The sequence below is a fragment of the Microcoleus sp. Pol7_B2 genome (genome assembly GCF_036701035.1).
GTDB lineage: Bacteria > Cyanobacteriota > Cyanobacteriia > Cyanobacteriales > Microcoleaceae > Microcoleus.
In genome coordinates, this window is record NZ_JAUBQB010000087.1 from 1 (window position 1) to 19,909 (window position 19,909).

At 45.2% G+C, this 19,909-nt stretch carries 21 protein-coding genes; 4 read left to right on the forward strand and 17 right to left on the reverse strand.

Annotated features, from left to right (window positions below):
• Positions 1-15: 15 nt before the first annotated feature.
• The 9 genes from QUA57_RS24205 to QUA57_RS24245 all read right to left on the reverse strand — a co-directional run bounded on the left by QUA57_RS24205 (position 16) and on the right by QUA57_RS24245 (position 5,850).
• Positions 16-252 carry a hypothetical protein gene (locus tag QUA57_RS24205; protein WP_333064151.1) on the reverse strand — a complete coding sequence of 79 codons (237 nt, stop codon included), beginning with the start codon at positions 250-252 and terminating at the stop codon, positions 16-18.
• 77 nt (positions 253-329) lie between these two features.
• On the reverse strand, positions 330-1,301 hold the full coding sequence (locus QUA57_RS24210) for a pentapeptide repeat-containing protein (protein ID WP_333064150.1): 972 nt from the start codon (positions 1,299-1,301) through the stop codon (positions 330-332).
• A gap of 324 nt (positions 1,302-1,625) precedes the next feature.
• Positions 1,626-2,519 carry a hypothetical protein gene (locus QUA57_RS24215; RefSeq protein WP_333064148.1) on the reverse strand — a complete coding sequence of 298 codons (894 nt, stop codon included), beginning with the start codon at positions 2,517-2,519 and terminating at the stop codon, positions 1,626-1,628.
• Positions 2,520-2,596: 77 nt separating this feature from the next.
• Positions 2,597-2,992 carry an ACP S-malonyltransferase gene (locus QUA57_RS24220; protein ID WP_333064147.1) on the reverse strand — a complete coding sequence of 132 codons (396 nt, stop codon included), beginning with the start codon at positions 2,990-2,992 and terminating at the stop codon, positions 2,597-2,599.
• Positions 2,989-3,294 carry a DUF433 domain-containing protein gene (locus tag QUA57_RS24225; RefSeq protein ID WP_333064146.1) on the reverse strand — a complete coding sequence of 102 codons (306 nt, stop codon included), beginning with the start codon at positions 3,292-3,294 and terminating at the stop codon, positions 2,989-2,991. Before QUA57_RS24225 ends, QUA57_RS24220 begins: the two co-directional genes overlap by 4 nt.
• A 183-nt stretch (positions 3,295-3,477) precedes the next feature.
• On the reverse strand, positions 3,478-4,155 hold the full coding sequence (locus QUA57_RS24230) for a DUF3226 domain-containing protein (protein ID WP_333064144.1): 678 nt from the start codon (positions 4,153-4,155) through the stop codon (positions 3,478-3,480).
• Positions 4,152-5,276, reverse strand: a complete 1,125-nt coding sequence (locus QUA57_RS24235; protein ID WP_333064142.1) for an AAA family ATPase — start codon at positions 5,274-5,276, stop codon at positions 4,152-4,154. The genes QUA57_RS24230 and QUA57_RS24235 overlap by 4 nt, the downstream gene beginning before the upstream one ends.
• 45 nt (positions 5,277-5,321) lie before the next feature.
• The gene (locus tag QUA57_RS24240; protein ID WP_333064141.1) at positions 5,322-5,534 is read right to left on the reverse strand and encodes a hypothetical protein; all 213 of its coding nucleotides are present in this window, start codon (positions 5,532-5,534) and stop codon (positions 5,322-5,324) included.
• Between the two features lie 7 nt (positions 5,535-5,541).
• Positions 5,542-5,850, reverse strand: a complete 309-nt coding sequence (locus QUA57_RS24245; RefSeq protein WP_333064139.1) for a hypothetical protein — start codon at positions 5,848-5,850, stop codon at positions 5,542-5,544.
• 243 nt (positions 5,851-6,093) lie between these two features.
• Between QUA57_RS24245 and QUA57_RS24250 the strand changes: the two genes are divergently transcribed.
• The 3 genes from QUA57_RS24250 (at position 6,094) to QUA57_RS24260 (ending at position 7,817) form a co-directional block, all read left to right on the forward strand.
• Entirely contained in the window at positions 6,094-6,258 is a 165-nt protein-coding gene (locus QUA57_RS24250) for a hypothetical protein (RefSeq protein ID WP_445304507.1), read from the forward strand.
• A 233-nt stretch (positions 6,259-6,491) separates the two neighbouring features.
• Positions 6,492-7,130, forward strand: coding sequence for a lysophospholipid acyltransferase family protein (locus QUA57_RS24255; protein WP_333064137.1), 639 nt, complete (start codon positions 6,492-6,494; stop codon positions 7,128-7,130).
• A 153-nt stretch (positions 7,131-7,283) separates the two neighbouring features.
• Positions 7,284-7,817, forward strand: a complete 534-nt coding sequence (locus QUA57_RS24260) for a hypothetical protein (protein ID WP_333064136.1) — start codon at positions 7,284-7,286, stop codon at positions 7,815-7,817.
• Positions 7,818-8,084: 267 nt separating this feature from the next.
• Here the strand turns inward: QUA57_RS24260 and QUA57_RS24265 are convergent, their stop codons facing one another.
• The 8 genes from QUA57_RS24265 to QUA57_RS24300 form a co-directional block, all read right to left on the reverse strand.
• Positions 8,085-8,630: a GAF domain-containing protein gene (locus QUA57_RS24265; protein WP_333064135.1), complete on the reverse strand. Its 546-nt coding sequence runs from the start codon at positions 8,628-8,630 to the stop codon at positions 8,085-8,087.
• 176 nt (positions 8,631-8,806) lie between these two features.
• Positions 8,807-9,397, reverse strand: coding sequence for a YdcF family protein (locus QUA57_RS24270; protein ID WP_333064134.1), 591 nt, complete (start codon positions 9,395-9,397; stop codon positions 8,807-8,809).
• Positions 9,398-10,124: 727 nt separating this feature from the next.
• A complete protein-coding gene (locus tag QUA57_RS24275; RefSeq protein WP_333064132.1) occupies positions 10,125-10,955 on the reverse strand; it encodes a GUN4 domain-containing protein in 831 nt (276 codons plus the stop codon).
• Positions 10,956-11,105: 150 nt separating this feature from the next.
• Positions 11,106-12,248, reverse strand: a complete 1,143-nt coding sequence (locus QUA57_RS24280; RefSeq protein WP_333064131.1) for a hybrid sensor histidine kinase/response regulator — start codon at positions 12,246-12,248, stop codon at positions 11,106-11,108.
• 150 nt (positions 12,249-12,398) lie between these two features.
• Positions 12,399-15,053, reverse strand: a complete 2,655-nt coding sequence (locus QUA57_RS24285; protein ID WP_333064129.1) for a GAF domain-containing protein — start codon at positions 15,051-15,053, stop codon at positions 12,399-12,401.
• A 585-nt stretch (positions 15,054-15,638) separates the two neighbouring features.
• Positions 15,639-16,772: a glycosyltransferase gene (locus QUA57_RS24290; protein ID WP_333064127.1), complete on the reverse strand. Its 1,134-nt coding sequence runs from the start codon at positions 16,770-16,772 to the stop codon at positions 15,639-15,641.
• Between the two features lie 713 nt (positions 16,773-17,485).
• Positions 17,486-18,634 carry an NAD-dependent epimerase/dehydratase family protein gene (locus QUA57_RS24295; RefSeq protein ID WP_333039493.1) on the reverse strand — a complete coding sequence of 383 codons (1,149 nt, stop codon included), beginning with the start codon at positions 18,632-18,634 and terminating at the stop codon, positions 17,486-17,488.
• A 110-nt stretch (positions 18,635-18,744) separates the two neighbouring features.
• On the reverse strand, positions 18,745-19,335 hold the full coding sequence (locus QUA57_RS24300; RefSeq protein WP_333064124.1) for a chromophore lyase CpcT/CpeT: 591 nt from the start codon (positions 19,333-19,335) through the stop codon (positions 18,745-18,747).
• Positions 19,336-19,534: 199 nt separating this feature from the next.
• Here QUA57_RS24300 and QUA57_RS24305 point away from each other — a divergent pair, with 199 nt between their 5' ends.
• On the forward strand, positions 19,535-19,759 hold the full coding sequence (locus QUA57_RS24305; RefSeq protein WP_333064123.1) for a KTSC domain-containing protein: 225 nt from the start codon (positions 19,535-19,537) through the stop codon (positions 19,757-19,759).
• Positions 19,760-19,909 lie beyond the last annotated feature (150 nt).

The window sequence follows — 19,909 nt, forward strand, 5'->3', positions numbered from 1 at the left end:
CGAGCGAATAAGCTTTCATTTTTTCTGCTGATGTACTGAATGTAGTGTACCACATTTACATGGAATTTGCTGTATATCTTCAATATTAATTGCTTTGCAAAGCTGAAAGATTTGAAGCTCTTGAAATATGGGTCTACCTAACTGTTTTTCAAAAAGCCTTTTCTTTGCTTTAGGAAGAACTATATAGCAAGGACAATCAGGAGCGTTATATGCCAACAGCCCACGTTTTAAACAAAGTGAAAGGTCTGCCATTCGCAGCAAACCTGAGTAAATCATCGTAGTGCATTCCACCTCAAAAGCTGCTTCAATTTGCTAATTTTTTTTGGAAACTAAATAACATCTATGAGCTGAATAATTTTCTCAATTTTTCGAGGAAAATCTTGAGGCACTATTAAAGGAAAGTTCTTTGAGCTAAGTTTTCCTAGTTGTTGATTTTTATATTTGTTTAGATGGTCATTTCTAGCAATCCATACTGTAAAACCCAAACTTTTTCCCAGCTCAGCTAATATGCCCTGTATTTTTGTGTGCTTAGAAATATTAGCGTCAGAAGTCTCTTCATTTGTGTGCTTAGAAATATTAGCGTCAGAAGTCTCTCCATATGTAAAATTTAACTTTAGCTGAGTCCCACTGGTGTTTGTTGCTCTCGGTTCAGAGATGGTTAATTCTAGATTTACATTGGTGAGGTAAGCTTCTGTAAAATTCGCCTGGTTTATATATGCTCTTTCAAGATTTGCATCTGTGAGATCCGCTGCTATGAGGTGGGCCCTTTGGAGATTCGCGGATTGAAGATTGGCTTCTGTTAAATCAGCATCACTTAAATCAGCACCGCTTAAATCCGCACCGCTTAAATCCGCACCACATAACCTAGCACTACTCAAATCAGCGCCAGATAAATCAGTGTCCGAGAAATCAGCACGACATAAGTTAGCACCGCTTAAATTAGCGCCACACAAGCTAGCACCACTCAAATAAGTGAGAGACAAATCAGCGCCCGACAAATCAGTATTCGACAAATTAGCATCACATAAATTAGCACCTCTCAAGTAAGCACCAGACATATCAGTGTCGCACAAATCAGCACCGCTTAAATTAGCACCACTCAAATCAGTCTCCCACAAATTAGCACCGCTTAAATTAGCACAAGTAAAATTAGCACGACTCAAATCGGTATTGCTTAAATTAGCACCGCTTAAATTAGCACGCTTCAAATTAGCACCACTCAAATCGGTATCGCTTAAGTAAATACCCGAGAAATCCCTTTTTCCTGTTTGGTAATGATTTAAAAGTTCCTGAGTATCCATATCGTGAGCCTCTACAACCAAATCAAAAATTATCAATATTAATTTAATGTCGGCAGACTTCCAGCAGCGATAGCACTAAGTTGTTACAGTTTAGCACTTGTACGATGCGTCAGGGAAAATAAATCTCCAATTTGAGAATAGGACTTGCCATGAGGCAGTGTTATCGAACCTTTAGCTAACGAGACCGAGCTTCAATAGCAAAATTAGCCATTTTAACCAGTTTAATCACAAGCTTAGATGTAGGGTGCATCAAATTGAGAGTAATTTTAGATGAAAGAATAATTTTACTTATGACAGACCCTACATCTTACAAATGCGATGACCCTACCTTCTCACTGGCTGAAATCCCTGCACAAAACTCACCCAGCGTGGTACTTTATCACCTGTAATATCTAGGATGGGAATGTTGAAACTTCTGACAGCAGGGCGACCGACTTCACCAGCCGAAAAAGTCACATTCGTAGGTTCCGACTTACCTAAACCATAGGCACTAGCTATTTGATTAGCAAGTCGGCAGGTTATTACAAAACTTCCCATATTAATCCTGCCACCTCCAGCCTCGTAATTCCAAGTAATACCGGGTGTTAAATTTTCTTGTTGACACATAAAGTGGGTGACTTCAAACATTTTGGCAATGTGAACGTCATATCGCCTTAAGCGTCCTCCATACGCCGATGCTGTGGTATCGCTTTCTGGTACTACAATCGATCCAAATCCTTCGTCAAGACCAAGCTTCATCGGCAGCGCTGTGGAACTTGTAAGCGGTTGACTCGCTTGAGGTTGTACGCGGGTTGGTGACATCTGTATTGGTTTGACAAATTGACTATTAGCGCGAATAAAACAACCTTGCGCCGCACCAGCAGTGTAGGTTTTTCCTACAAAAAGCCAAGGTAAACCCCTGGTATCACGGAAAGTAACACCAGCATTACCAGGAAAGCTTTCAAAACGCTGTCCCTGTTTTAAAACACCAACTACAGACCAATTAAAAACATCAAATGGAGTGCGGTTGTCAACACGCATAAATTCTTCAAAAGAATAATTCATGCGACAATTTAACCCCTTTGGGTCTGAGTCTACTACTTCCCAATAAGTATGATAAGTTCTTCCTATATAATCCCCTTGATTATTAGGACTTGGGAGAGGTGCAGTAGAACCCAGTTTAGCTGTTCCTAATACCAGCAGAGTTGCAAGAGTAATGGTTTTTAATTCTTTTAACATGGGTATCACTTTTTAAACACTACATTTATTGGCAATCAAAGTGCGAGCGCACTTCTTGAACAATCTCGACCACACCCTCATGGGATGAAAAGCCGACTTACACCCATATAGCCATTAATACCAAGCACAATCTTTATTAGACTCTCAACACAACGTTCTCGATATTCCCAATCATTCAGTAATCTATCAGCGTTTCCAATCGTAATCACAGGTAATGAATTAGGAGTATTTTCTTCGCGCATTACTTGTTCTAAGGAATCCTTGCCTTTCATACTGCGATTAGCTGTGAGCACAATCATCTGATTTTCTTGAGCAAGTCGCCCAACTACTCGGTCATCGCTATAAATGGGCAATTCCATTTGTGCAAATGTGACAAAACGAATTGGGATGATATCAAGCCAACCTTGATTAGCAATAGAGCCCAACAAAATTATGGCGTGTCCATTGAGATTATGATCTATCAAAAAAATCATGCTTTAGCCTCACGTTTTGCCTTAGCCGCTCGAAGCTTTTCCCATGCAGCTTCCGTTCCGGGTCTTGGTGGTTGGGCGGCAATTCTAGCAATCAGAGCGCGATTTTTTTCTTCGTAGTACAACCGCAGTTCCTCAGCTTCCTTAAGAACCCTTTGATACTCAGCTTCAACATCAGCGCGATTTGCCTCAATAATATAAGCTAAAGCCGCATTAATTTGTTCCTCTGTAAGGTCAAACAATCCCCTGATAAACTTAGGCGCATATTGAGCCGTTACATAGTCCATGATGTCGTAGATAGTCATGCGCGTACATGGGAGGGTCAATCCTTTTTATGTACGGATGATAGCTGTTTTTTCGTTAGATATGTTTGTCATGCTTATCGCCTCCTAGAAGTTATCTTTATATGACTAGCTTATTACTTGGAATTTTGAGATGAATTAACTCTACTATAGTTTGCGAGCACTCTCTTAGGACGATAGCGGGAATTACGCGATCAATCCTTCCACAAATAAACGTATTAACCAATTAGTGAATTTTAATGCGACATCTGTGTGAGGACGCAAAGCTTGACTTGTAATTGCCTTTCCCAAAGGATAACCAGGTTCATCATGCCAAGCAAGATATGTATGAATCACTGCTTTACTACGATGAACTTCTTTGAATGTTGTTACTTTACTATCCTGTGCCTGTTCAACACATTCTCGTGCAAATGTCAAAGATGCTGGTTCTGCAAGTTCAGCACAAAAGTCTTCTAACATACCAGAATCTTGATTATTAGGCATCAGCCAAAACCCCAGTTTAGGTTCATCTGAAGAAGTCTCGACTACCGTTCCATCAGCATCAGGTTTGTTCGGTAACGTATAGTTGTAATGTTGTAACTTGCCTTTTATAATTTGCCATCTGCCTTCAAGAGAAGGCTTGTCCGCATCAAGCATAACTCCTATTACTTGAGGAGGATTAGGACGTATAATCAGCGCATTTAGTCGCTTCAAAACCCCGATATCTGAACCGCATTGATAGATACCGAAAGTCTTAGGAACATTATGAGCTTTGCATAAAGCCATCACCACATGGCAATCATTATCTCCTTCAACAAGTAAAACTCTATCGGTATCTTGCTTGCAAACACTATCCTTATCAGACACTTCGCTTGTATTACTCATCGTACTTCAACATCCATGTCAATAGAATCACTCAGGCTCTCAGATGTATATTCTGTTGCTTTTACGGATTCATTTTTGGCATCCAATCTGAAGAAAGCACCAAGGGTAGGATAGTTATTCCAGGCTTGGTAGAAACCCTTAATACAATCGCGGCTGTGAGTTGTTGCAAAAATTTGAACATTAAGTCTCTCCGATATCTGAAAAACAATATCCCAAACTTTCGGTTGCACGCTCCAGTGCAATCCATTTTCAAATTCATCAATTAATAGAAGTCCGTTTCGAGCATTGACAAGTGCAACAATTATATGAAACAAACGAGTCATACCATCTCCCATGCTCTTGAGAGGTAATGGTTCGTCTATGCCTTTAATTTTTACTAAAGGAACACGGTTGTCACTTGCAGTACCTCTACTAACGTCCTCTACAAAAGCGACTCCAGTAACTCGATCGTCAATTAAACGAAGCGCAGAAATAACCTCCGACTCTAAATCTGTCAAGCTCGTTAAATCCCAAAGAGCAGCTAATTTTCGATTAGGCATATTGGCTGTAGAAACAATCTGCCATGTGTATTTAAACTCTGATTCCTGCCTTTCATAAAAAATTCTAGAGCTACGTCGAATATCTCTGATATTTCTATCTAATCTGAAAATCCTTCTAGTTTTTTCGCCTTCTTCTGCTACGAGAAAAACTTCAACATTAGATATATCTTCGTCAAACTCCACATCAGAGATGCGAATTTTCCTGATTGTGCCTTCGTCATCATTTTTATTCTGATATGCGCCAGCGCCGATCCGGAGTTTTATGTTTGAAGAAACTTCTCCAAGAGAAATCCCATCTCCTCCTATACTGGGCAATTTATGCCCAAAGAATAGATGCCGCACAGGATTACTGATAAAATTTTGGGAATGTGGCTGAGCTTCGCTAAACCAAGTCTCTTGCCTAGACTCTACAAGCTCAAGCATGACGGTAGCAGAAGCGTTGCTGGCATATAGTTCTACTGCTTCCAGAAATGTACTCTTTCCTGAATTATTTTTGCCAACAATCAGGTTGACACGACCCAGATTTTTAACTTCAAGGTGTGGAAATAGCCTAAAGTTGTGTATCTGAAATGAATCGAGCATACAAGATTCCTATAAGTTTTTATAACTAGCTTATATCATATTTGCTTAAAAAGCCAGTTTTTGAAATAACTCCGCAATCGGAAGAGTAAAGCGGGGGACGATTTCTTCGCCATCAAAGGAATCAGCGGACTTGAGCCGGCGATCAGGATCTTGGGACGATCGATACACCAACACATAATGTTCTTTAGGATGAATCACCCAAACTACACGCGCTCCATTTTCAACATAGTCTACGAGTTTGTCGTGAATTTCTGCCAATATCTTGCTAAGAAAAAGGATTTCTACTCGCAGTACGCTCTGGTTTCCCTAAACCATAAGTATTAGCAATATCGCTAGCCAACTGACAGTTTATTCTGAATTGCCCCATGTCAATTTTACCATTCCCGGCGCGGTAATACCAAGTTCTACCGCCAGCGTTGGGTATCTCCTGACAGTCCGAATATGTCACCTCAAACATCTTGGCGATATGCACGTCATAGAGGCGCAACTGACCCCCATAAGCAGATTTTGTGGTATTGGTTTCTGACACCGTAACGGTATAAGTTCCTCCGCTCAAGTTCAAGATAATCTTCAAGGGAAATACTCAAGACTCGTCGAAAGTCGGCGGCACGGCGACCCAGATTAAAGTAATTAACACACCGGCAGTTAGCTGCACTCACCAAACGTTTAAAGAACAAGTGCTCGGAGGTGGCGAGTTTGGCACGACGCAAACTATTACCACGCTCGATCGAGATGCGGCAACTCCCCTGCTGCAAGTCTCTTAGGCAAGAACGGCATTGATTATGCCACATTCGCTCAAGTAGTCAATCAGAGAACGGTGCGCGTTGTTCCAGTCAACAGTGCGACGCCGGATGCGGGTAATTATCCTTACAAGCGGCAGTTGTACTACGCCTACAAAAATCCTCCTAGCCAAGCAGTTAAGGATTTCTTGGGCTATGCGACTTCTTCGGAAGGACAAAAAGCTATGCTGGCCAGAAATTGAGCCTTTGCAAACCTCCGACATTCAGTGAAATAGTCCACCAGACTGAAGTCTGGCGCTACACAAGCTTGCGTCCGCGCCGGCGGACTTCTTCTTTAACCCACGTAGGTGGGTTTTGTGTGTGTAGACGCGGTTTCCAAGCGCAGGCAACCCTACAAACCTCAAAATACTATTCATTTGTCATTGCTGAACTGATACGCTAATATTCGATGTAATTTAAAATTTAAGGTTTTTCTGTGAGCAAAAGTCGCGAACCCGTCGAAAGTTTACTTCTCTACTATTTATTCAAATGGTCAATTGTCAGCCCGATGCTGCACCTTTACTTTCGAGGCCGCATCTACGGTGCAGAAAATGTTCCGACAGAAGGGCCTGTGGTAGTAGTCAGCAATCACGCCAGCGATTTTGACCCGCCGATTTTGTCGAATTGCATGAGGCGGCCTGTGGCATTTATGGCAAAGGAAGAGTTATTTAAAGTTCCTATTTTGAAGCAGGCAATTACGCTTTACGGTGCTTACCCAGTCAAGCGGGAAAGTGCCGATCGCAGTGCCATTCGATCGGCTATCCAATCTTTGGAAAATGGCTGGGCGACGGGTGTATTTTTGCAGGGAACTCGCACGCCAGATGGCAGAATTACTGAACCGAAATTAGGTGCTGCGCTGATAGCTGCTAAGGCAAAAGCGCCGCTGTTACCTGTTAGTTTGTGGGGAACTCACGCGATTTCGTCGAAAGGTTCGGGAATTCCGCGTCCGGTGCCGCTGACGGTGCGAATTGGCAAGCTAATTGAAGCGCCCGGTTCCTCGGATCGCGAGGAGTTGCAAGCGTTGACTCAAAGATGTGCGATCGAGATTAATGCCATGCACGATTTGGGTCGCTGATTTTATAACTTTTGTTGCTGTTTTCAGGTTATATCTACAGATAGATGAATGCTGAAGATAAACATCGAAAAATATCAATATAAGTGATTGAAAACAAGCGCAATAATTAGGCTTGAATTTGAGTTTAATTGGACAGGAGATAAGAAGAAAGATATGGTAACAAGCAATCAAACCCGCGCGTTGGGATTGTTTTCTAACCGCGAAGATGCGGAGCAAGCTCTGACAGAATTGAAATCTTCCGGGTTTCCAATGGATAAAGTTTCGGTTGTTGCTAGGGATGCAGGCGAGTCTATAGGCGAGACTGAAACGATCGCTCAGGTGGGCGATAAAAATCTAGACACAGGAGCAGGAGTGGTAGCAGACACTCTGACAAATAGTGCTTTAGCCACCGTGCTAGTGGGTCTCGGAAGTTTAGCTATTCCCGGAATCGGGCCGATGATTGCAGCGGGCACTTTGGGCGCCTCACTGGTGGCTAGCGTAGCAAGCACTGGCGTCTCGGCGGCGGCTTTCGGTGGAGTGGTGAAGGCCTTGACTGACTTGGGAATTCCCGAAGAAACAGCTAGAATTTACACCGATCGCCTGCGGGCAGGCGATTATTTGGTGGTAGTAGATGGCGCTGAGGATGATATTAGTCGGGCTCAAGGGATTTTCAGCAGTCGGGGCATTCAAAATTGGGGCGTTTTTTAAACAAGAATTGTGCACCGAGTCTATCCCTAGGGCGATGCACACCTCACCATTGGTGAGAACAGTCCGCTCAAATTTAGTACCAGACTTTTCGGTGAAAATTAGCGCATCGATCCCCCCTAACTAAAAAAGGGGGGAACCGGAAACGGTGTTTCGTCCCCCGGGAAGGGTATTGAGATTCGACTAAAACCGCGATTCTAGACGCGGTTTTAGTCTGAACTGGACATTCATTCATTGCCCACGCGCTCCCTACAGGTAAATTATTGATTTTTATCGCTCATCTTTTGATGCTGAGGCGGTGACATAAGCGACAGCTAAAGGCGAAATTTTTTCTGTAACTGCTGCGATAACTTGGCGATCGAAGTCAGTCCAAACTCTGGGGCGATCGAACATACAAGGCTGCAAAACCCCCCACAATAAGCCGTCAGCACAAAGGTGAGCGTGAATCAAAGCTCGATGTCCGAACTCTTTTGCCTCAAAATTTTTGTTGACAACTTCAGGATTTGCTGTTTCAACATCCTCAACAAAAATCGAAGGTTCAGTTCGCAAAGCTGCTGCAAACAAAGGGTCTTCTTCCCCTAAAGATTCCGGTTCTTTTTTCCATTCTGCGTCCCAAACCTCTGGAATGTTCGAGTTGTGACGCCAGCAGTAAGGTACTCTGCCCATTTGCGTTTCAGGATTGCGGAGGTAGAGAAAGACCCGATCGCAATTTAACACCTCCCCTAAAGCCGGCACCAAAGCCGAAAAAACAGCATCCGGCGTTTTGCTGTCACTCAAAATTTGCTCTAGAACTTGTGGCAGAATTTGGTCGGTCATTAACTTTAGCTTTTGAAGTTCATCTACTAATTTTAAACTACTCCTTCTTTTCTCTTCTCTCCTTTTACCCATTTGTTATCAGCGTCTCCCCGATGTCTTAAATCGCTATAGAAGACAAGTTTTAAAACCAGAGGGAATGGGAAAAAATTTAAAACTTGCTCAATGCTTTCCTTTGTTTATTCAATTCTGGCTTGGCTGAAGTTAGCACCCGTATAACCGGTTGTCAGCCAAAGAATAGCCCTAGCGCCGTCGCGAATAGCTTTTTCCACCGGTTCGGGGGTTCGCCCAGACGGAACTGCCACAGGCTTAAAGGTAATGCCTCGACTGCCGAGTACGATTTCGCCGATAATCTGAGCTCGCCGCATATGATCGTCAGAAGTGATCAGATACACGCTCTCAATCCCTTGAGCTTTCAATTCATCTACCAGGGTGGTAAAATTTGTTACCGTGTCCACCGCTCTGTAGTCTAAGTGCAGGCGATCGGACTCAATTCCCGCTTCTGAAAATACCCATTCCGCGAACTCCGGATTGCTCCCAGACGACACCCAAATCGGCAATTCAGGATGATCCCGAGCAAATTTGGCGGCAAACACCTCTCGCTCCGTAGCCCCACCTAGAACTAACAAAGCTTGGGGTCTCTGAAATTCGCTCTTAACCTGCTGATAGCCAAACCAGCACGCCGTCAAAAGCCCTACTAGGAACCAAAAACTGCGTGAAGTGTTCAAACGCTTGTAACGCTGCGTGTTTGAGTTGATTCTTAACCACATCTAAACCTATAAAAATTTTATGTAACTCACAAAGGAACCATAACAAAAAATACCGCACGTATAGCCCACTAACAGGAATTAAAAATTAAAAATTAAAAAAGGGTCGCGGGATCATAGATTTTAGATTTTAGATTTTAGATTTTAGATTGACTCTACGCTTGTGGTGGGGCTTAAACAGGTGATTTTAGATTTTAGATTTTAGATTTCAGATGGATTCTATAGAGGTTCTGCGTAAGTCCTCATCTTCAAGCAAGTATTCGTCTGTGGGCGAATTCGTTAGCGGATATGCAAAAAAGAGGGGCAAAACTTAGGCTTACCCCTCCTGCTGTTAATTTTTCTTGATTTTTAACGGGACTGGCCGGGTTCGAACCGGCGACCTAGCGCTTCAGATTTGTGTGAGTTTCCCCACTCTCTGGACTATACCTTCACCATATGCTTGCAGCTTTTAGGTGGTGACCGTCTAGTCTCTAAACCTTCCTGATTTCAATATAGGCGATTGTTTAATCGCCCTGAACTCAGGCTTGGCTTGGTATTGCCTTAGAGTTATAGGAATCCACGAACTCTTTAGGTTTCACCAAATTTGACCACATTCACTCCCAGAGTTTCCTCGTAGGGTGCCCGATGCTTCAGGAGGCGCTTGCTCTATCCATCTGAGCCACAGCCCCAGTTGCTAAACCGTTTTGATTATAGCAGTTAATGTCGATTTTGAATTTTTTATTTTCGATAATTAGCGATCGCCAGTTGCAAGTTTCGCAGCGATGCGGGCAAAGTTTTCTGCTGCGGTGAGTTTACCAGCACCGTAACAGGCGCGCTGTCTCCATGCGGTGACGGGGAGATGTCCGGGGGGAGCATCTTCGTTAAATGAGAGTTCGCTGTAATATTTCCAATTTTCCTTGACTCGCCAGCCGACTCGATCGCAAAATTCAGTATAATTTGCCTCGGTACTTTCCCAAATCTGCTGCTGCACGCTTAACCCGAACCGCCCGCTGCTGTATTGTTGCCAAAGTTGGTCGATCGTGCGAAGGTCTGTAAGAGGAAAACTGTCAATATCGGCTGCACTCAGCCAGCCTTCGTCTTGCCTGACAGCGATTTGCAGCAAGATTTCCCAAGTGTGTTCATCAGCTTTGCGCCATTTTCCGGTTTCTAATAGCTTTGTCAGTTGGCGGTAGTCCATCCCCACTTCCGAGATAGCCGGAGTTGAGTCAGGTATGGCGCCGATTTTGTGTTCTAGTCGCAGTAGAGTGCTGACAATCAATTCGGGGTTTAGTTGTTCGAGGCGGTACAGAACCCATTCTAACTGAGATTGAATGTACGTGCGGGCGATCGCACCTTCCTGAAATTCGCTCTGCAACTCATCAAATTTAGCTGACCAATTTTGTTGATTGCGAGCCAATTCCCACATTTGTTTAGCCCACTGCAATCTAACTTGTTCTTTTTTTAAATAAGTTTTGGAAGGCTTAGCACGTTGCGGGTAGGGAGTCAAATCCCAGCCGCAAATCGAGCAAAACTCTGCTTTTTCTTCTAGGTATTCAGCACCGCACACTGGACAGTTAGACATATTGCCATAAATTCTGTTGCCAAGTAATTATATGACATCGCGTAAATTAACCCTAATTCTATTAGGTACGCACTTTGCACCCTACAATGAGAGTTTTTCTGTACTAATGTGGGCATTTAGCACCCGAAAGTTAGAGTTATTTATACCGCTCTAACAAGGCAAGCGAATAGTAAACAAACTGCCTTTGCCCAAATCTGATTTTACCTCGATCGTCCCGCGGTGAGCTTCGACAATTTGCCGACAGAGGTGTAGTCCCAAACCTGTAGCGGATCTCTTGTGAGTTCCCGAACCAAACCTTTCAAATAACTTTGCTTTTTCGGTGGGAGAAATACCAGCACCAGTGTCTTTTATTTCTATTATTACCCATGCCAGCGGTTGGTTTTTGAAGCTCGTATAAGCAGGTGAATTGGCAGCTTTTAAGCTGACATCTATTGAGCCGTTGTCGGTGAATTTAATCGCATTTCCGATGAGATTTGTCAGCAAGCGGTGGAGTTCCAGACGATCGCCCGGATACTTCGCAATCGGTGCACTTTCTGCACTTTCTGTCAAGTCTAAATTTACCGACAAACCTTTAGCATCCGCTAGGGGAGCTAGTTCTTCAGCTACCTCAGTAATAAGCTGGCGCAAGTCCACTGCAGCGAAACTTAGGGATTTGGCGCCTGCTTCGTAGCGGTAGACTTCCAGCAGCATATTTACGAGCGCGATCAGGTTTTTGTTGCTGCGAACCATGGTCCCGAAAGCGTCGCGCATGGGAAGGGAAATTTCTCCCAAAGCTCCCTGCTGCATTAAAGTTAGCATTCGATCGGCTGCTACGAGGGGCGTCCGCAAGTCGTGAGCGAGTCGGGAGACAAAATCTTCGCGCTGGAGGGCGATCGAATTGCGCTCGTCTACGCTGTGTTTTAGTCGCAGGAGCGATCGAACCCTCGCCAGCAGTTCATCCATTTCTACTGGTTTGCGGATGAAATCGTCTGCTCCCATGTCCAATCCCTGCACTACGCTCGCACTGTCGTGAGCAGTGATCAGCAAAATCGGCATAAACGGCAATTCCTTATTTTCTCGGATTCGTTTAGTGACTTCGTAACCATCCATTCCCGGCATCATCACGTCTAGCAGTACCAAATCCGGGGCTGACTTGTCAATTTGACTCAAGGCAGAAAAGCCGTTTTCCGCCGTGCTAATTTCGTAACCTTCTTCTTCTAGGATTGTCTGAACCAACAAAACATTATCTGGTGCGTCGTCTACCACCAGAATGCGATCGGCTTTTGTGGCATTCGGAACAGATAAATAACTCATTTAATTGTTAGCCTGGAAATAAATACTAACTTTAATATGCCATCCGATTTATCATTTCACATTTTTACACTTGTTAACTCTGTCATAAGGAAGATTTAAAATCTTTATCAAATCTTTTTACTTTTGAGCACTCGGATGTAATATGAGCTACTACTTGGTTGTCATCGTATGCACACCGTCCCAATCATCGGGCGGGGGTACTTCCAAATAGCTCAGGGATCGATCGAGGTGAACTTCCACAGGTCGATCGCTGGGTCGCATTGCTAAAGCCGCTTCAAAATAACTAATAGCTTTCTGAAAATTTCTAGCAATATAAGCCTCCCTACCGTTAGAGTAAAGTTCCAAAAACCGAAGGGTTTCCCCATCAATTGGTTCAGAACTATTTTGCAGCAACTCGTAAATACCAACTGGCTGATTTTTGCCCTTAACCCGCACCTTGTCTAACTCTCGCACCCAAATTCCTTCGCGACACAAACTGTATGTAAATTCGCTCAAAATTATATCGCATCCGTACTCCTTTGTAAGCTGTTCCAATCGCGAACTCAAATTCACCGCATCCCCGATTACCGTGTAATCCATGCGCTTTTGGGAACCAATATTTCCCGAAACCACTTCTCCAGAACTAATCCCGATTCCGAAGCGAAATGGATCTGCACCGGGGCGAGAATCATTAAACTCTTTCAAACGCCGGCGCATATCTAAAGCCGACTGCACCGCCATCCAACCGTGACTTTCCGGGGGATTCAGCGGCAGGGGCGCGCCGAAAACTGCCATTAAAGCATCGCCGATAAACTTGTCTAAAATGCCTTCGTAGTGGATAACGGCCTCCACCATCGTCTCAAAATATTCGTTCAGCAGAGATACCACATCGGACGCTCCCAAATTTTCGGTCAGCGTGGTATAGCCGCGAATGTCGGAAAATAAAATAGTCACTTCTTTGCGTTCGCCCACCATCAAGGCGCCTTCGCCCAAGGCCATCACTTTATCTACGACTCCAGGAGTCAGGTAGCGGTACATCGTATTTTTCATCCGCTTTTCGCGGCTGATGTCTTCGAGTACCACTAAACCGCCGCGCACTCCGCCCTCTGGATTTAGCAGCGGGTTGACCGTCAAATTCAAACTGCGTTCAATTACTTTAATTCGAGAGGCGGGGATGGGCAGCGGGCAATAAGGGTGATACAGGGCAGAATTTCGCAGGGCAAATAGAGATTGGGCATTAGCTAATTCTGCCAGCGCTACTTCCTCAGTCCACGCGCGGTTTTCGCCCCAAGCGTAATATAAAGTAGGCTCAGCGCGATCGGGCACAGCCAAAATATAACTTTCTTCTTCTTCTTTTTGTTGTTGGGAATTAAGTGTTTTTTCTACCAACAGTCCCACAGTTAAACTTTGTTCGGGAACGTAATGTCGGGCAGCATTTTTGAGACTGTCTTCTAGTCGAAATTGCAAATTGTCGATCGGCACAACTTCCCAAACATAGCGATTCACCAGTTTATCTTCCCAAATCTGGGGATTGTGTTTGCTTTTAGCTTGATTTACCGGACAGCCCAACAATTCTAGGGCTGCTTCATTGATAGTCACAACTCGCCCCTTCAAATCCGTGGAAATCACTGCATCAGAAAGACTTTGCAGCATATCTTTTTGATACTGCTTTTCCACCATCACGTTCTGAAACAGTTGAGAATTTTGCAACGCCATTCCCGCTTGGGAATTAAACGCTCGCAAAAACTCTTCGTCAGAAGGAGTGAAAGTACCTTGGTTCTTATTAATTAGCTGAGTTACCCCGATGAGCTCACCTTTAGCGTTATGCACCGGCATACACAAGACAGTCCGAGTGCGGTATCCCGTTTGCCCGTCAGCAGAGGGGTCAAAGCGGGGATCGTCGTAAGCATCTGTAATATTTAGAGGTTGACCGGTCGAAGCCACGTAGCCAGCAATTCCCTTATTAGCAGGAATGCGGAGATCTACCATCGTTTTGCCGTCGGCCTTGGCGACTTTTGTCCAAAGTTCGTTGGTTTCCCGATTTAACAAAAATAGCGTGCTGCGATCGGCCTGCATCAAGTCGCGAGCTTGATCCATGACAGAGCGCAAAGTTGTTTCCAAGTCAAGACTTTGACCCAAAGTCGTGGTCGCTCTCAAAAGTGCGGCAACCCCTCGCTGGTTGCGGGCCACGACGTAGAAAGACTGACAGCTTTCGAGAATAATCCCGATCGAATCTGCAAAAGCCTGGAACTGCTGTTCGTCTTCCTCGTTAAAGGGGGCATCGCCAGCTTTATTTAACAGTCTGACCACCGCTACGGGTTCGTGTTGGCTCTTGCTGCTAAAAATCGGCATACAGAGGATGGTCTCGATCTGGTAGCCCGGTGGTTCGTCTACTTCGGTATTAAAATACTCGTGCGATCGAGCTTCGGCGACATTGATCGATTTTCCGGTTGTTGCTACGTAGCCTAAAATGCCTGCATCCATAGGCAAGCGCACTTCTACATCCTCGCCCGTAAGTGGATCGACTGTTTTGTGCCACAGTTGATTTTTGTTGGAGTCAACCAAAAAAATTGTTGTCCGGTCTGCTTGCAAAATTTGACCAATTTTGACAGTGAAGGCATCTAAAAGTTGCTCTAAGAGACTTTCGAGTGCTTCATTGTTAATCAGGTCCATCGCCCGGATAAATTGCTGAAATTCAGCCGTGATAAAGTCCAGCAGGCACACTAATTCAGGAACTGGCAGGCTCTTAACACGGGAGGTCAATGCCCCCATAAAATTGACTTGAGTCAGTGTAGCCAGAACGCTACCAGTATTGGAGAATGTCATGATTAACTGCTTGCTCAGAGGGATAGACTGACCGCAGGTCGATCGGCGCTAGATGCGGCGGCGGTGCAAACTCTTGAATTTGTTTGCCAGGGCATCGGCACTCGCTTGTCGCTTTGATGAATCGTCGTGAGTTCAAAAGTGGCGCACGCAACTTCAGTTTGCTTGTTATGTATGTTCGATCGATCTTTTTTACAACCTCGATACTGATGAGGGTTCGTCAATTCAAGCTGAACTTGAGTTCGCAAAACGGCTAGCCTGAAAATTAGGTGACAGGCTTTAGTTCGATCGAGAGTGCAGTGTGGATTTGACGCTCTGTGCTCGGCCCCAGCGCGCGGTGTGACTGTTTTAGCGCACTCGGCGACCCTATCCGGTCAGGTAAAGGGCGCTATGAAAGCAGCGCGCAAGGCATTCCTACAGAGCTTACTCATAGTTTAATGGTAAACGCAACAGCAGGATAGCGACGGTAATTTATGCAGCAAAAAAGTTTGATCGGTCTGGGAAAACATCCCTCTTCACTACCAACTGACGATCGAACAGCGAAACTAAGCTGGCGGTGAAGTTTAAAGGTGCTACAGATCCTCACATTTAGGCTGCTCTGGGCACAGACTGGGCAAATACCACTGATTGATAGTACCGCTGGAGTTGTGCGGCGGCGGCGGCCCAACCCCAGCGTTCGGCTTCTCGGCGAGCGTTATGGCGCAAGGTTTCCCGTTCTTCGGGATTCGCAAACAGACGCTTGGTGGCGGCGAGTGCTCCTTCTTCGTCGGCGGGGTCAAATAAATATCCGTTAACACCGTCGGTGACGATATCGGGAATTCCGCCGCTGCGCGCCGCCACTACAGGCGTCCCCGCAGCCATTGCTTCTAGGAGCACTAAGCCCAGGGTTTCGGTGCGGGAGGGAAAAATGAAGGCGTCGGCCGATGCGTAAGCTCTTGCGAGTTCTTGCCCCTTGAGGTAGCCGACAAAATTAGTGGGTGTACCGGCAAAATATTGTTCAAGGGTTTGCCGATGCGGGCCGTCTCCCACTAGGGCGAGGCGGGCATCGGGAATCGCTGCGAGGACTGGTTTGATCCGTTCAATTTCTTTTTCTGCACCGAGGCGACCGACGTACAGCAGCAGGGGACTGTCTGGGTTATTTTCCGAAAGGCGCGATCGCATTTCTCGACTCGCCAATTCCGGGACAAACATTTCAGTATCTACGCCCCGCTGCCACAAATCTACCCGATCGATGCCGTGGTTTCTGAGTTCTTCCACCATTGCTGTAGAAGTACACAGATTCAATTCTGCTTGGTTGTGCGCTCCTTTGAGTAGTTCCCACAATAAAGGTTCGAGGACTCCGAAACCGTAGTGGTGCAAGTATTTGGGCAAATGCGTGTGATAAGAAGCCAAAATCGGAATGTTGAACTTTTTGCCGTAATATATACCGCCCAATCCCAAAATAGCGGGATTGACAACGTGAATAATATCCGGTTTAAACTGCTCTAATTGCCGACCGACAGCCGGAGAAGGAAGTGCCATTTTTAATTCCGGGTACATCGGCAAAGGCAAACCCTCCACACCGTAAACTCGGGCGCCTTTGTACTCTTTAATCCCGTAATCTGGAGAAAATATCAGAACTTGTTCGCCTGCGCGCTGCAAGTGATCTACAGTGTGAATCAGGCGCGTCACAATGCCGTCTATTTTCGGCAGAAATGTTTCAGTGAAAAGAGCAATTTTCATAAAAATAAGTTACTTAGTGAGCCGATAATCATAGCCAGGGGCCAAGGTCATCGCTAACAGGATACACTGTGTCGCGGGGAGTAAGTCATGGCGTGCGATCGGCTGCTTTTCTACACTTCTTCTTTCTGTTGCACTACCGCTTATTTCGAGCGAGAGGTTTTTGGGATAAAATGCCAATTCCCTGAATGCCAATTGATACAATTATCCCACCTAAAAGCCTTCCCACACTTTCGGTCAAGCAATTAATTCTGTGAATTTCCTGTGCTGTTCGGGCAATTTATCTTGCTTTTTAAGTGGCAGATAAGCCTTCGCTAACTCGCCACTAATTTAGATCGATCACTTGGCGTTACAGCAGCTCATTCAGCTATTAAATAATAAGCACCAACTGCCCTCGCTGACAATCCCGGCAGAACCACCAAAAGCAACAGAACGAGAATTTGACTTTGTGTGGCTTTATTCCCCAAAAGCCTGCACAAAAAACCTTATGCCATTTGGCAATTAAGCGCAGAGGACGCATAGGACACAAAACAAAAGATCAAAAAGATAGATATGAAAAAATTAATCTACAACGAAATCCCTTCTGAACTTGCAAACATTTCTCTTCTCTTCCCTTCTTTTCTCTTACTTCGCGCCCTAGCGCTTACGCCCCGCTTCGCTAACGCGCCTTCGCGGTTCGTTAAAAAATCTCTTACCCCGCAGGTAGATACCAGAACTTACTTCCAAGAAACCTTCGGCAAAATCTGGTTTTTATCGACACGGTGCTGATATTTTGTAGCAAAATTCAGCAGAGAATCGAGCAGGGAATCTGAGAGATAGTGCGGTTGCAAACCGAGGTCTAGCAAATTGGTGTTTTTGGCATTGAAATAATGTTCTTCTTTCTCGACTCTGGGATTTTCGATGTTGTTGATTTCTACTTTTAATCCCATTGCCATGCCTGCTTTTTGCACCAAGGAGGCTAAGTCGCCGACGCTGAATTGTTCGGTGAATTGGTTGAAGACGCGGAATTGTCCGGCTTCGGCGGGGTTGGCGATCGCCAATTCCACGCACCGCACGGTATCCCGAATGTCTAAGAAGCTGCGGGTTTGTCCGCCAGTGCCGTAAACGGTCAAAGGATGACCGATCGCAGCTTGGATGCAAAATCTGTTCAATGCTGTCCCGAATACTCCGTCGTAGTCCAAACGGTTGATCAACAGTTCATCCATGCCGGTTTCATCTGTGAGCACGCCGTAGACTACGCCCTGATTTAAGTCGGTGGCTCTTAAACCCCAGATTTTGCAAGCAAAATGGATGTTGTGGGAGTCGTGGACTTTTGACAGGTGGTAGAAACTGCCTGGTTGTTTGGGATAGGGTAGTGTATCCTTGCGGCCGTTGTGTTCGATCGTAATGTAGCCTTCTTCAATGTCAATATTCGGCGTGCCGTATTCGCCCATTGTCCCCAATTTCACTAGGTGACACTCGGGGAAGTCTTCGCGGATGGCGTACAGCAGGTTGAGTGTCCCGACGACGTTATTGACTTGGGTGAGGACTGCGTGTTCGCGATCGATCATTGAGAAAGGTGCCGAACGCTGTTCGCCGAAATGGACGATCGCCTCTGGTGCAAATTTTCTCATGCTTTTGCTGAGAAAATCGTAGTTGGTGATGTCACCGACGAACAAGTCGATCGACTTGCCCGTTAAATCTTGCCATCGCTGGAGTCGTTGCTGAATCGGTGCGATGGGAGTGAGGGTGTCGCTGCACAGTTCCAGATCCCAGTGCCGCCGCACGAAGCTGTCGAGGATGCCAACTTCGTAACCTTTGTTAGAAAGGTAGAGTGCGGTTGCCCAACCGCAATAGCCATCGCCACCAATAACCAGGACTTTCATAAATCAACGGTGAATCTTGCTTGCCAATACTGGGTTAATGTACCAGGTATTGGTGCATTCTGAACCTTTAATCAAGCGTGTTCGCCCAGGAAGGAGTCTGTTTTTTTAGATTAAACCTGAATTTCGTCGGCGAAACTGGCCCGGCGGGTGAATTCAAAAGGGCCGGCTTGGGCTCCCCAGACGTGGGCGTCGGTTTCTGGGTCACGTCCGCGATCGTGGCTAATAAATTTGTCTTGGTCAATCTCGAATTCACTGTCTAGATAGGTTTTTTTGCCCTTTCTGACCACCATGCAGCCTTTTCCGGGTTCGACAGACCCTTTGAAGCTGTTGCCCGTCCACTGCGTAATAAACGTGCAGCCCGGGAGCAGTGTTAGTTGTTCTTTTTTGATTTCTTGCAGCCGTTGCGGGTCGCGGGAAGCGCCGTAGAATTGTTCTTCGTTTTCTATGGCATAATTTTCGATGTCGATTCGATCGCCCACCGGGACTAATTTCAAAACTCGGACTCGGTACGGTACATTCAGTTCAATATCGTAGGCTTGTTCTAGATACAAGCTGAGCCCATCCAGAACTTTGATCGGCAAAGGCCTCATGCAAACGCGGATGTGGGCGAAGAATGGCGGGTTTTCAAAGGCTTGGGCTTGGTTGCTGAAATCGGCTGCCATCCAGCGGGCGAGGGTGACGATATCTGTGGAATGAGTCATTTCGATTTTAGATTTTAGATTTTAGATTTTGGATTGAGGGAGTAGAAATTATTTTAGGGGAAATTCAGGTGCGATCGCGCGCTACATCCCGGACTTCTGCGAAGTCGAGGATCTGGGTATTCTGTTTTTTTAGGCGGGCAAACTTAAATTGCAGGGCGATCGACTATAAATAGTTACATAAAAGCATCGCAGAATTACCATGAAACTAGAACCTGTTGAATCTAGCATGATCCAATCTGCTGGTTATGACGAGGAAAGCTACACCCTCGAAGTTGTTTTTAATAGTGGCAAAACCTATCGATACTTTGAAGTTCGCAAGACTGTCTACTTGGAACTGATGGAATCAGATTCCAAAGGTAGTTATATGCTATCTGACGTTATTGATTGTTTTCCCTATGAACAAGTAAACAAACGGCGACGATAAGTACGCCATTAATCTCGGCTTGGGATACTTCTCATTTTCATCTTCTAGATAAGTGGGGAATCGAGCGATTTTAGATTTTAGATTTTAGATTTTAGATTTTAGATTTTAGATTTTAGATTTTAGATTTTAGATTTTAGATTTTAGATTTTA

Bases quoted from the DNA above. Each gene is read 5' to 3' on its own strand.
- QUA57_RS24205 (WP_333064151.1), bottom strand. From the start codon at position 252: ATGGCAGACCTTTCACTTTGTTTAAAACGTGGGCTGTTGGCATATAAC.
- QUA57_RS24210 (WP_333064150.1), bottom strand. From the start codon at position 1,301: ATGGATACTCAGGAACTTTTAAATCATTACCAAACAGGAAAAAGGGAT.
- QUA57_RS24215 (WP_333064148.1), bottom strand. From the start codon at position 2,519: ATGTTAAAAGAATTAAAAACCATTACTCTTGCAACTCTGCTGGTATTA.
- QUA57_RS24220 (WP_333064147.1), bottom strand. From the start codon at position 2,992: ATGATTTTTTTGATAGATCATAATCTCAATGGACACGCCATAATTTTG.
- QUA57_RS24225 (WP_333064146.1), bottom strand. From the start codon at position 3,294: ATGACTATCTACGACATCATGGACTATGTAACGGCTCAATATGCGCCT.
- QUA57_RS24230 (WP_333064144.1), bottom strand. From the start codon at position 4,155: ATGAGTAATACAAGCGAAGTGTCTGATAAGGATAGTGTTTGCAAGCAA.
- QUA57_RS24235 (WP_333064142.1), bottom strand. From the start codon at position 5,276: ATGCTCGATTCATTTCAGATACACAACTTTAGGCTATTTCCACACCTT.
- QUA57_RS24260 (WP_333064136.1), top strand. From the start codon at position 7,284: ATGGTAACAAGCAATCAAACCCGCGCGTTGGGATTGTTTTCTAACCGC.
- QUA57_RS24265 (WP_333064135.1), bottom strand. From the start codon at position 8,630: ATGACCGACCAAATTCTGCCACAAGTTCTAGAGCAAATTTTGAGTGAC.
- QUA57_RS24270 (WP_333064134.1), bottom strand. From the start codon at position 9,397: ATGTGGTTAAGAATCAACTCAAACACGCAGCGTTACAAGCGTTTGAAC.
- QUA57_RS24275 (WP_333064132.1), bottom strand. From the start codon at position 10,955: ATGTCTAACTGTCCAGTGTGCGGTGCTGAATACCTAGAAGAAAAAGCA.
- QUA57_RS24280 (WP_333064131.1), bottom strand. From the start codon at position 12,248: ATGAGTTATTTATCTGTTCCGAATGCCACAAAAGCCGATCGCATTCTG.
- QUA57_RS24285 (WP_333064129.1), bottom strand. From the start codon at position 15,053: ATGACATTCTCCAATACTGGTAGCGTTCTGGCTACACTGACTCAAGTC.
- QUA57_RS24290 (WP_333064127.1), bottom strand. From the start codon at position 16,772: ATGAAAATTGCTCTTTTCACTGAAACATTTCTGCCGAAAATAGACGGC.
- QUA57_RS24295 (WP_333039493.1), bottom strand. From the start codon at position 18,634: ATGAAAGTCCTGGTTATTGGTGGCGATGGCTATTGCGGTTGGGCAACC.
- QUA57_RS24300 (WP_333064124.1), bottom strand. From the start codon at position 19,335: ATGACTCATTCCACAGATATCGTCACCCTCGCCCGCTGGATGGCAGCC.
- QUA57_RS24305 (WP_333064123.1), top strand. From the start codon at position 19,535: ATGAAACTAGAACCTGTTGAATCTAGCATGATCCAATCTGCTGGTTAT.